The following is an 11968-nucleotide window of genomic DNA, read 5'->3' on the forward strand; positions in this document are numbered from 1 at the left end:
GACCGGGAACAGCGTTGAGCATGAACCCCGGTCCGGGGATTCCGGGGATGCGGAGGCAAGTGAGACGCCCCCGAGCGAACCGAGGCCCGCGACATTGCGAATCGAGTCACTGGAGCCGAATCCGGTGCCGGCCAGCGAACACCAGCAGACCCTGACCCTGCGGGGGGAAGGCTTCGATGACACGACCCGGATCACGGTCGAGTGGGGCAACCAGCGCAAGACCCTGCAAACCTCTCGCGTAACCCGGGTCGATGCCAACCGGCTCGATTTCCGGATCACGGTCGGCAACATACCGCAAACCTGGCTGGTGGTGGCCCGTAATCCCGATAGCGGTGCCAGCGATCGCCTGCAGTTCGAGGTCCGGGCGCCGCGGCAGAAAGAAGAAATGTCGCAGCAGGAAGAAGAAACACCGCAGGATAAAGACTCCGACACGAAAACCGCCGAACCGCGCACCACAGCATCGTCACCGGAACCGGCCTCCGACTGGCTGCTGCGTCAGCCCGCCGATCACTACACCCTGCAATTGCTGGCGGCCCGGCAGCGCGACAACCTGCAGGCCTTCATTGAACGACACAACCTGGCTGACAACAGCGCGATCTTCGAAAGTCGGCGCAACGGCGAGCCCTGGTATGCTGTGGCCTATGGCAGCTTTGCGGATCGTGGCGATGCACAACAGGCAGCCGGTGACTTGCCCGACGATATCGAGCCCTGGATTCGACGCATCGGTGATATTCAGCCGCAGCAGGATAACGCGGTACAGCAGAGCGCTTCGCAAACGTCGATCACAGACAAACCGGTTCCGCGTTCGGATACCCTGCGCGATCATGCCGCCTGGTTATGGGATCAGGATCCGGGGCATTACACGCTGCAGCTGATTGCCGGGCGTAATGCCGATGCGGTGCGCGCGTTTATTGATCGCTATGATCTGCGTGGCCAGGCGGTGTTTTATCAGACGCGTCGCGAGGCACAGCCCTGGTATGTGGTGGTGCTGGGCAACTATACGAGTCGCCAGGCTGCCCTGGACGCCAGAGGCCAGTTGCCATCACCCCTGCGCGAGCAATCGCCCTGGCCCCGCCCGTTCAGTGATATCCACGCCGATCTCTATCGCAACTGAAGCTTTCCCGTGATTTGCAATATCCCTGCCGTTCCTCCTGTCATTGAGCAGGTAAAACCGGTTTTAAAACAGCCCCTTACGGAGCATTGCAGGGGCCTGTAGCCTGGCTGTATACTTCTGGGCCATTTTGCCCGCGATCTGCGGGTAAAACCTCGAATAACGGTAAGTATTCAGCGGTGGCGGTTCCAGTGACAGTAAGCAAACAGACACAACGCCCGACCGGGCTCTATCAACCGAATTTTGAACGGGACAATTGCGGTTTCGGGCTGATCGCCCATATGGATGGCAAGGCCAGCCATTGGATCCTTGAAACAGCCATCGGCGCTCTGGCACGCCTGACCCATCGCGGGGCGATTGCCGCCGATGGCAAGTCCGGTGACGGTTGCGGGCTGTTGTTAAAACAGCCGACCAGCTTTTTCCAGGCGATTGGCGCCGAGCAGGGTTATCGACTGAACGACCGCTTTGCCGTGGGCATGGTATTTCTTAATACCGATGAGAAACTGGCTGAAGCGGCCCGCCACACCCTGGTAGATGAGCTGGAAAAAGAAGGCTTAGAGGTGCTGGGATGGCGAGTTGTGCCGGTTAATGCCGAAGCCTGCGGTGAGGAAGCGCTGCGGACTCTGCCAACCATCGAGCAAATCTTTATCAATGCGCCGGCCTCGATGGAAGAGATCGAGTTCGAGCGACACTTATATATAGCCCGCCGGCGCACCGAAAAGGCCATAGAGTCGCAGGACAGTACTTTCTATATTCCCAGCCTTTCCTCAAGAGTCATCTCTTACAAAGGACTGGTGATGCCCGCCTATCTGCCGGTGTTCTACGAGGATTTGAACGATCCGCGGATGGAATCGGCGCTGGCAGTGTTCCATCAGCGTTTTTCCACCAACACCTGGCCCGAGTGGCGCCTGGCCCAGCCGTTTCGTTACCTGGCACATAATGGTGAGATCAACACCGTGCAGGGCAACCGTAACTGGTCAGTGGCTCGTGGTCACAAGTTCAACAGTCCGCACATCCCGATGGAAGACGTGCGTCCGCTGGTCTCCCTCTCCGGTTCCGATTCCAACAGTCTGGACAACATGCTAGAGGCGCTGCTGGCCGGTGGCATGGACATTTTTCGTGCCATGCGCCTGTTGATTCCGCCGGCCTGGCAGAACGTCGAAACCATGGACGCGGATCTGCGCGCCTTTTATGAATACAACTCCATGCATATGGAGCCGTGGGACGGCCCCGCCGGCATCGTGCTGACCGATGGCCGTCACGCTGCCTGCAGCATGGATCGCAACGGCCTGCGTCCGGCCCGCTGGGTCATCACCCGGGATCGGCATATCACCCTGGCGTCCGAGATCGGCGTTTACGATTATGCGCCGGAAGATGTGGTGAGCAAGGGACGGCTCAAGCCGGGGCAAATGCTGGCGGTGGATACCGACTCCGGTGAACTGCGGTTACCCGAAGATATCGATCAACGCCTCAAGAGCCGCCAGCCGTACAAGCAGTGGATGGGCGAGCACGCCCGTCGACTCGAGTCCCGACTGCAGGAAGAAAACAATGCCTGTCCCGTAGATGAGTCCATGGTGGATGTCTACCAGAAAATGTTCCAGGTTACTTTCGAGGAGCGGGATCAGGTGATCCGCGTGCTGGGCGAAGCCGGCCAGGAAGCCGTCGGTTCCATGGGTGATGATACGCCGTTCCCGGTCCTCTCGCGCATGGTGCGTTCGCCCTTCGACAACTTCCGTCAGCAGTTTGCCCAGGTAACCAACCCGGCCATCGACCCGATCCGTGAACAGATCGTTATGTCACTGGAAACCTGCTTCGGGCCCGAACGCAACATGTTCGAGGAAACCCCGCAACACGCTGAACGGCTACTGGTCGACTCGCCAGTACTCTCACACAGCAAGTTCACCCAGCTGCTGGAGATGGGGCAAAAATACCGGAATTACTCGCACCAGGTGATTTCGCTCAACTATCCCGAAGCCTTCGATCTGGAATCAGCAATCCGGGATGTTTGCGAACAGGCCGTCAAGGCAATCAAAGATGGCAAGGTCGTGCTGGTCCTGAGCGATCGCGATATCAGCAACGAAACCCGGCCGGTCCATGCGCTGCTGGCGACCGGGGCGGTACACCATCGTCTGGTGCAGGAAGGTCTGCGCTGCGACGCCAATATCGTGCTCGAAACCGGCACAGCCCGCGATCCCCACCACTTTGCGGTATTGATTGGCTATGGCGCCACGGCGGTCTATCCCTATCTGGCCTATGCCACGCTGCGTGATTTGCAACGCAGCGGCGAAATCACCGAAACCAGTGCCGCGACACTGGATGCCAATTATCGCAAGGGTATTAACAAAGGGTTGTACAAAATCACCTCCAAGATGGGGATCTCAACGATTGCCAGTTACCGCGGTGCCCAGTTGTTTGAATCGGTCGGCCTGCATCAGGACGTGGTAGATCTCTGCTTTAACGGCACCACCAACCGGATTCAGGGAATCGGCTTCAGTGATTTGTATGAGGACCAGCGTTTGCTGTGCAAACTGGCCTGGAACAAGCGCAAGCCGATCCAGCAGGGCGGCCTGCTCAAATTTATCCACGGGGGCGAGGATCACGCCTACAATCCGGATGTGATCGGCACACTGCAGGAAGCGGTCAAAAGCGGCGATTTCAACAAATGGAAGGAATACACTGCGCTGGTCAATCAACGCCAGATACTGACGCTGCGCGATATGCTACAGCTGCGCGAGAGCGATCAGCGCGTGCCGTTGGATAAAGTGGAACCCATGGAAGAGATTGTCACCCGCTTCGATTCAGCCGCCATGTCGCTGGGGGCGTTGTCACCCGAAGCGCATGAAACCCTGGCCGAGGCGATGAATCGCCTGGGCGCGCGCTCCAATTCCGGCGAAGGGGGCGAGGATCCCGAACGTTACGGCACCAACAAGCGTTCCAAGATCAAGCAGGTTGCTTCCGGACGCTTTGGTGTGACTCCGGCTTATTTGCGTTCTGCCGAGGTTATGCAGATCAAGGTGGCCCAGGGTGCCAAGCCCGGTGAAGGCGGCCAGCTGCCGGGCCACAAGGTCAACGAACTGATTGCCAGACTGCGTTATTGCAAGCCGGGTGTCTCGCTGATCTCCCCGCCGCCGCATCATGATATTTATTCCATCGAGGACCTGGCCCAGCTGATTTTCGATCTCAAGCAGGTCAATCCGGAGGGACTGGTGTCGGTCAAGCTGGTCTCCGAGGCGGGTGTCGGTACTATTGCCGCCGGCGTGGCCAAGGCTTATGCCGATCTGATCACCATTTCCGGTTATGACGGCGGCACCGGCGCCTCGCCGCTGACCTCGGTCAAATATGCCGGCAGTCCGTGGGAACTGGGCCTGAGTGAAACCCATCAGATCCTGCGAGCCAACGATCTGCGCGACAAGGTGCGCCTGCAGACCGATGGCGGTCTCAAGACCGGCCTGGATGTTATCAAGGCGGCGATCCTCGGTGCGGAAAGTTTTGGTTTCGGTACCGGCCCCATGGTCGCCATGGGCTGCAAGTATTTGCGTATCTGTCACCTGAACAACTGCGCTACCGGCGTGGCCACCCAGGACAAGGTACTGCGCATGGATCACTATCGGGGTGAAGTGGAATGGGTGATGAACTATTTCCGTTTCATTGCCGAGGAAGTGCGCGAATTGCTCGCCGCGCTGGGTCTGCGCAAACTGACCGATGCGATTGGTCGTACCGATTTGCTCGAGGCTCTGGAAGGGGAGACCAGCAAACAGCGTGGCCTGGATCTCAGTGCCCTGCTTGGCGATGCCGGTGTCGCGTCGGACAAGCCGCAGTGTTGCGTCAAGCCGAGTAACAAGCCGTTCGACAAGGCCGAGCTTGCCGAACAGATGGTGAAAGACTGCCTGCCGGCGATCGAAAACAAGACTGGTGGCGAGTTTAGCTACAGGGTCCAGAATACCCACCGTTCCATCGGGGCCCGCCTGTCGGGTGAAATTGCAGTGCGCCACGGGGATGTGGGGATGGAAGACAATCCGATTGTTCTGCGTCTCACTGGCACGGTCGGGCAGAGTTTCGGTGTCTGGAATGCCGGTGGTCTGCATATGTATCTGGAAGGCGATGCCAACGATTACGTCGGCAAGGGCATGGCCGGTGGCAAGCTGGTGCTGTATCCACCCAGGGGCAGTACCTTTGCCTCGCACGAAACCACTATCATCGGCAACACCTGCCTGTATGGTGCAACCGGCGGCAAGTTGTATGCCGCCGGTACGGCGGGTGAGCGCTTTGGCGTGCGTAACTCAGGTTGCCATGCTGTCGTGGAAGGGATTGGCGATCACGGTTGTGAGTACATGACCGGCGGTCACGTTACCGTGCTGGGCAAGGCCGGACTCAACTTTGGTGCAGCGATGACCGGCGGGTTTGCCTATGTTTACGACGAAGACAATACGTTTGTCGATTGTGTCAGCCACGACGTCGACATTCATCGTATCGTGCCGGAACACATGGAAGCCAATCGCAACCATTTGCGCGAACTGATCGAAGAGTTCGTGCGTGAAACCGGCAGCAAGCGGGGCCAGATGTTGCTGGACAACTTCGCTGATGAAGTGGGCTATTTCTGGCTGGTCAAGCCAAAGGCGGCCACGTTGGAATCGCTGATGGACGATCTGCAGCGGCGCGCCGCGTAACTTTAGTAGAAACAAATGACAGTAACCTGCAGCCGGCCCCGGCCGGCTGCCTTACCGGGTAGCCAGGGCATTATGGGTAATACGTTTCAGTTCTTACAGGTCAAGCGCGTCGATCCGAAGAAAAAACCGGTCGAGGTGCGGATCAAGGAATATCGCGAAATTTACGGCGAGTTTAATGCCGAAACCGCGGCGCAACAGGCGGATCGCTGCCTGGAGTGCGGTAATCCCTATTGTGAATGGAAATGTCCGGTTCACAACTATATTCCCAACTGGCTGAAGCTGATCGCCGAAGGCAATATTACCGAAGCGGCGGAATTGTCCCATCGCACCAATTCATTACCCGAGATATGTGGTCGTGTCTGTCCGCAGGACAGGTTATGCGAAGGCGCCTGTACCCTGAACGACGGTTTCGGAGCAGTGACGATCGGTTCCATTGAGAAGTACATCAGCGATACTGCGTTCGAGCAGGGCTGGCGCCCGGATATGAGCGGGGTTGAACAGACCGGCAAGAAAGTCGCTGTGATCGGGGCAGGACCGGCGGGGCTGGGTTGCGCCGATGTGCTGGCACGTAACGGCGTCGCCGTAACGGTCTATGATCGTTATCCGGAGATCGGCGGTCTGCTGACGTTCGGTATCCCCGAGTTCAAGCTGGAAAAAGAAGTGGTACACAAGCGCCGTGAGATTCTGGAGGGGATGGGCATCGAGTTCAAACTCGGTATCGAGGTCGGCAAGGATGTTGACTTCAAGAATATTGTCGAACAATACGATGCGGTGTTCCTGGGGATGGGTACCTACAAATACATGACTGCCGGCATCCCCGGCGAGGACCTGCCCGGCGTTTATCCGGCACTCGATTTTCTGGTCTCCAATATCAATCACTGTTACGACTACGAAAAAGATCCCAAAGACTACATCAGCATGCAGGGCCGTCACGTGGTGGTACTGGGTGGCGGCGATACCGCCATGGACTGTAACCGGACCTCGATCCGGCAGGGCGCCGCTTCAGTGACCTGTGCCTATCGGCGCGATGAGGCCAATATGCCCGGCTCCAAACGCGAAGTCGCCAACGCCAGAGAAGAGGGCGTGCATTTCATGTGGAATCGCCAGCCGGTGGAGATCGTCGGTAATGGCCAGGTCGAGGGCGTGAAAGTGGTCACTACCCAGCTGGGCGCGCCCGATGAGCGCGGTCGTCGTCGGCCGGAGCCCGTGCCGGGTTCCGAGGAGATCATCATGGCCGATGCGGTAATCATCGCATTCGGTTTTCAACCGAGTCCCGGCGACTGGTTCGGTGAACACCAGATCGAAGTGGATGAGCGCGGTCGAGTCAGGGCGCCGCAAAAACAGGAATACAAACACCAGAGCTCCAACCCCAGGATCTTCGCCGGCGGCGATATGGTGCGCGGCTCGGATCTGGTGGTCACCGCCGTCTACGAAGGCCGTGAAGCGGCTGAAGGTATCCTCGATTATCTCGAGGTATAAAAACATTCAACGCATAGGCGCAAAGGCGCAGAGTTCACAAAGGAAAAATATTTATGTGTTCTTTTGAGAACTGTTCTGATTGTTGAGAAGTAGAATTAAAACAATTTATTTTGTTTTTCTCTGCGTTCTTTGCGCCTCTGTGCCTCTGCGTTAAAAAGATATAAATATAAAATGACAGAATTGAAAAACGATCGTTTACTGAAAGCCCTGGCCCGTGAACCGGTGGATGTGACGCCGGTGTGGATGATGCGCCAGGCCGGTCGCTATCTGCCCGAGTACCGCGCCACGCGCGAGAAGGCGGGCAGTTTTCTGGATCTGTGCAAGAACCCCGAGCTGGCGACCGAAGTGACCCTCCAGCCGCTGGAACGTTTTGATCTGGACGCAGCGATTCTGTTCTCCGATATTCTGACCATTCCTGATGCCATGGGACTGGGTCTGTATTTCGCCGAGGGTGAAGGTCCCCGCTTTGAGCGGCCTCTGCGTTCAGCTGCCGCGATTGAACAACTGCCGGTCCCCGATGTCAGCGAGTCACTCGGGTATGTCATGGATGCGGTGAGTACGATTCGGCGCGAGCTCGGTGGCCGGGTTCCCCTGATCGGCTTTTCCGGCAGCCCCTGGACACTGGCGACCTACATGGTCGAAGGCGGGACCACCAAGGAATTTGCCAAAGTCAAAGGCCTGCTTTACGAAGATCCCGCTGCCATGCACCAGTTACTGGATAAACTGGCGCAGACGGTAATCGATTATCTCAATGGTCAGATCGCCGCCGGCGCCCAGGCAGTCATGATTTTCGATACCTGGGGCGGAGTGCTGACAACCCGGGATTATCACGCCTTTTCACTGGATTACATGCGCCGGATCATTGCCGGTCTTAACCGCGAGCAGGAAGGGCGCAAGGTCCCGGTAATCATCTTCAGCAAGGGCGGTTGTCAATGGCTGGAAGAACAGGCCGGGATTGGCGCCGATGCCCTGGGGCTGGACTGGACCATCGACATCGGGCTGGCTCGCCAGCGGGTGGGCCAGCAAGTCGCGCTACAGGGAAATATGGATCCCTGCGTGCTGTATGCCCCGCCCGAGCGGATCCGCGAGGAAGTGGCCACGATTCTGCAAAGCTATGGCCCCGGGGCCGGTCATATTTTCAATCTCGGTCATGGCATTCACCAGCATGTGGATCCCGACCATGCCAGGGCCTTCATCGATGCCGTGCACGAGCTCAGTGCACCCTACCACACGGCCTGATCACGCAATAAAAAAAAGGTTATTTGCCTCAAAAATATTAACCCCGCCGGGGGCGTATGCCGATACAGAGAGTGGGTAATTCCCCATAACTCGAAGAACGAGGTATCGCGATGCGCATACTACTCACTTTATTGAGTCTGCTGCTGCTCAGTGTTTCTCCGCTGCAGGCTAACGATGAATTCCCCGGCCGCAGCCTCTATCTGGATGTGAAATACATCACCCTGGACGATCTGGCAAAACGCTACGACGATGTGGTGATCGTGGATGTGCGTTCCGGCTATGAATATGACACCTTGCACATCAAAAAAGCGATCAATATCTCGATGACTGATGCCGATTATATGGAACGCATGCGCCAGCTTCGCGAGAAAAACCCGAACGCTACCATCGTAACCTACTGTAACGGCAAGACCTGCATGAAGTCATACAAGGCGGCACGCAAAGCCAAACAGCTTGGGGTTGAGAATGTCGTGTCTTTTGATGCGGGCATAATGGACTGGGCGCAGAATCAGCCCGAACGTTCGGTCCTGTTGGGCGAATCACCCCTGGATCCGGGCAGGCTGATTCCCAAATCAGTCTTTAAACAAAGGCTGCTGGATCCGCAAGAATTTGTGTCCCGGGCAAACCGGGAAAAACATATGATTGTGGATGCACGCGATCCTTTGCAACGTGCCGGATACGCGCTGTTCATGGGTAAAGAAAGACGGGCCTCCCTGGCGGATGAGAAGAAAATGGGAGAACTGATGGCGCAGGCCGCCAATAGCGGCAAAAGCATGTACATTTATGATGAAGCCGGTAAGCAAGTGCGCTGGCTGATGTATCGGCTCGAGCAACAGGGTGTCAAGGACTATTACTTTATGAGTGGCGGTACCAAGGCCTTCTACCAGCAGTTACGCAATGATTTCGCCAGCGGCGAATAGTCGCCCTGTTCCCGACGGCGTTTATCGGCGGACTATTGAGTGTGCGGTGCTTTCGGGGCAATAGGCCCCGGAAGCGAATTGTGAGACAATGCGGATATGCAACTTATCGGCAATATTCGCAAACTCACTACCCGTCTCGGAGATCCGGTCGATTATCAATTGCCGATCGGCGAGCAATCTCTGTCAATGAATCCCTTGATCGGCCGCTCTTTGGCCATGACTTATCTTGGCGAAATCCATTGTATCGAGTGCGGTCGCAAGACCAGCAAGAGTTTTAACCAGGGCTATTGCTATCCCTGCTTCCGCTCCCTGGCCCAGTGCGACAGCTGCATTGTCAAACCCGAACAGTGTCATTATTTCGAAGGCACCTGCCGCGAGCCGGAATGGGCCGATCAACACTGCATGCAGGATCACTATGTCTACCTGGCCAATTCCTCCGGCATCAAGGTGGGAATCACCCGCGGCACCCAGATTCCGACCCGCTGGATGGATCAGGGAGCCAGCCAGGCCCTGCCCATTCTGCGGGTCAAAAACCGGCTGGTCTCCGGCCTGGCGGAAATGATCTTCAAGCAACATGTGGCCGACAAGACGGCCTGGCAGCGGATGCTCAAGGGCGCGCCCGAGCCGGTGGATCTGTCCGCCCGGCGGGATATCCTGTTTGGCGAATGCGAACAGGCATTGCAGCAGCTGGCCGAGCAACACGGAGAGAGTAGCCTGACCTTGCTGCACGACGAGCCAGCGGTTGAAATCCGGTATCCGGTGCAGGCCTATCCCGAAAAAGTGGCTTCGCTCAATTTCGACAAGACCCCGTTGATTGAAGGTGTCTTGCAGGGAATCAAGGGCCAGTACCTGATTATGAGCAGTGGAGTCTTGAACATGCGCAAGTTTTCAGGGTATAACCTGCAGCTGACTTCTCTTTAAACCGGACTCATTGACGGCAATGCAATTCTGGCAACAGTTTCAATGGCCCACCCTGGCGCGCGTGCTCGTCCTGTTCGTGCTGCTGGGTCAGTCCGCCCTGTTGCTGCATGAGAGCGGCCATATTGCCGCCACCGGTGAAACTGAATGCCAGCTCTGTCTGCATGCCCAGCCCACGTTCTCCGTCCCGCCGACCATCGCTGTCGTCGCAGTTTTGTTCGATACGGTGGCCATCAAGGCCCCGTCTTATGCCCAACCGGTGTATTTCACCCCGACCTACGCCAACGCCTCCCGCGCGCCACCCCGTCATTGATCTTTCACCCGACCGACTAACGCAAACGCAGTGTCCCGATGGGGGGCTGCATGGTTAATTGATCCACCTGTCGCAATCATGCATGTATGCCTCATACGAGGATCATGTTCACAGGCGACAGGCTATGATGTGGGAGACAGACAATGTCCAGAATTGCAATTATGGTTTCAGGCGTGGCCGCTCTGGCCGCCATGCCGGCTCTGGCCTATGGCCAGGCTATGGGAAAAATTACCGGTAATGAATTCAACCCGGCGATCAGCCTGATCCTCGATGGTCGCTATACCGATATCGATAACACAACGCTGGAACTGCCCGGTTTCCAGCTCGGGGGGGAGGCCGGCCTGCCCGACAAAGGCTTTGCCACGGGACACAATGAGCTGGTCCTCTCGGCCAATGTCGACGATAAATTCTATGCCCAGTTCAGTACGGCCATCATCGAGGAAGACGGCGCAACCGAACTGGAGATGGAAGAGGCGTTTGTCGAGACCCTCGGACTGGGACACGGCCTGACCGTGCGCGGCGGCCGATTCTATTCCGGGATCGGTTACCTTAATGCCATCCATCTGCATGCGCATGACTTTGCCGACCGACCGCTGGTTTATGATGCCATGCTGGGCGGACGTCTGAGCGACACGGGACTGCAGCTGCGCTGGATCGCCCCTACCACGCACTATCTGAATCTGGGCGCGGAAGTCATCACGGGCAGCGAATTCCCCGGCGGGGAGAATGAAGATAACAATAACGGTCTGGCCCTGTTCGCCAAAACCGGCGGCGATATCGGGGTGAGTGCCAGTTGGCAACTGGGCGCCAGTTATTACAGCACGGAGTTTGACACACGCGAGGCGGGCGGCCACTCGCATGGCGGCGGGACTGCCACGGCCGATAATGAGCTGCTCAACGGGGAAGTGGATATCGCCGGGATCGACTTTGTGTACAAATGGGCGCCGAAAGGCAATAACAGGGAGAAAAATTTCAAGTTGCAGGCCGAATATTTCGTGCGCGACGAAAAAGGTCGTTCGAAATTCAGCGAGACAACAGGTACAACAACTGATTCCGCCCGGGCGGACTATACCGGTGAACAGCAGGGCTTCTATGTGCAGGGCGTGTACCAGTTCATGCCGGCCTGGCGTGTGGGGCTGCGTTATGACTGGCTCGAGGCCGACAATACCATCACCAACTTTGTAAACGACGGAATCGATCAGGATGAATACCTGGAAGAGTCCGGCCTGGGCACAGAGGCGAAGGACCCCGAGCGCTACAGTATGATGATCGACTATTCACCCAGCCATTACAGTCGCCTGCGCCTGCAGTACAGTGAGCT

At 57.3% G+C, this 11968-nt stretch carries 8 protein-coding genes; all 8 read left to right on the forward strand.

Annotated features, from left to right (window positions below; translation table 11 throughout):
• Positions 1 to 1114 (forward strand): SPOR domain-containing protein (locus R6U90_RS07835; RefSeq protein ID WP_410352116.1); only part of this gene is annotated, 1114 nt, incomplete at its 5' end.
• Between the two features lie 188 nt (positions 1115 to 1302).
• Positions 1303 to 5778 (forward strand): glutamate synthase large subunit, encoded by a 4476-nt coding sequence (gene gltB / locus R6U90_RS07840; RefSeq protein ID WP_410352117.1) that lies wholly within the window; start codon positions 1303 to 1305, stop codon positions 5776 to 5778.
• 72 nt (positions 5779 to 5850) lie between these two features.
• Positions 5851 to 7257 carry an FAD-dependent oxidoreductase gene (locus R6U90_RS07845; protein ID WP_410352118.1) on the forward strand — a complete coding sequence of 469 codons (1407 nt, stop codon included), beginning with the start codon at positions 5851 to 5853 and terminating at the stop codon, positions 7255 to 7257.
• Between the two features lie 171 nt (positions 7258 to 7428).
• Positions 7429 to 8496, forward strand: a complete 1068-nt coding sequence (gene hemE, locus R6U90_RS07850; protein ID WP_410352119.1) for a uroporphyrinogen decarboxylase — start codon at positions 7429 to 7431, stop codon at positions 8494 to 8496.
• A gap of 110 nt (positions 8497 to 8606) precedes the next feature.
• Positions 8607 to 9416, forward strand: coding sequence for a rhodanese-like domain-containing protein (locus R6U90_RS07855; RefSeq protein WP_410352120.1), 810 nt, complete (start codon positions 8607 to 8609; stop codon positions 9414 to 9416).
• 96 nt (positions 9417 to 9512) lie between these two features.
• On the forward strand, positions 9513 to 10337 hold the full coding sequence (locus tag R6U90_RS07860; protein ID WP_410352121.1) for a DUF2797 domain-containing protein: 825 nt from the start codon (positions 9513 to 9515) through the stop codon (positions 10335 to 10337).
• 19 nt (positions 10338 to 10356) lie between these two features.
• Positions 10357 to 10647: a hypothetical protein gene (locus tag R6U90_RS07865; RefSeq protein ID WP_410352122.1), complete on the forward strand. Its 291-nt coding sequence runs from the start codon at positions 10357 to 10359 to the stop codon at positions 10645 to 10647.
• A gap of 143 nt (positions 10648 to 10790) precedes the next feature.
• Positions 10791 to 11968: hypothetical protein (locus R6U90_RS07870; protein ID WP_410352123.1), on the forward strand; the 1178-nt coding region annotated here is incomplete at its 3' end.

Origin of the sequence: Thiohalophilus sp., assembly GCF_046483665.1 — a bacterium.
Classification (GTDB): Bacteria; Pseudomonadota; Gammaproteobacteria; order UBA6429; family Thiohalophilaceae; genus Thiohalophilus.

Coding starts and splice junctions, on each gene's coding strand:
- R6U90_RS07845 (WP_410352118.1), top strand. CDS start 5,851: ATGGGTAATACGTTTCAGTTCTTACAGGTCAAGCGCGTCGATCCGAAG.
- hemE (WP_410352119.1), top strand. CDS start 7,429: ATGACAGAATTGAAAAACGATCGTTTACTGAAAGCCCTGGCCCGTGAA.
- R6U90_RS07855 (WP_410352120.1), top strand. CDS start 8,607: ATGCGCATACTACTCACTTTATTGAGTCTGCTGCTGCTCAGTGTTTCT.
- R6U90_RS07860 (WP_410352121.1), top strand. CDS start 9,513: ATGCAACTTATCGGCAATATTCGCAAACTCACTACCCGTCTCGGAGAT.
- R6U90_RS07865 (WP_410352122.1), top strand. CDS start 10,357: ATGCAATTCTGGCAACAGTTTCAATGGCCCACCCTGGCGCGCGTGCTC.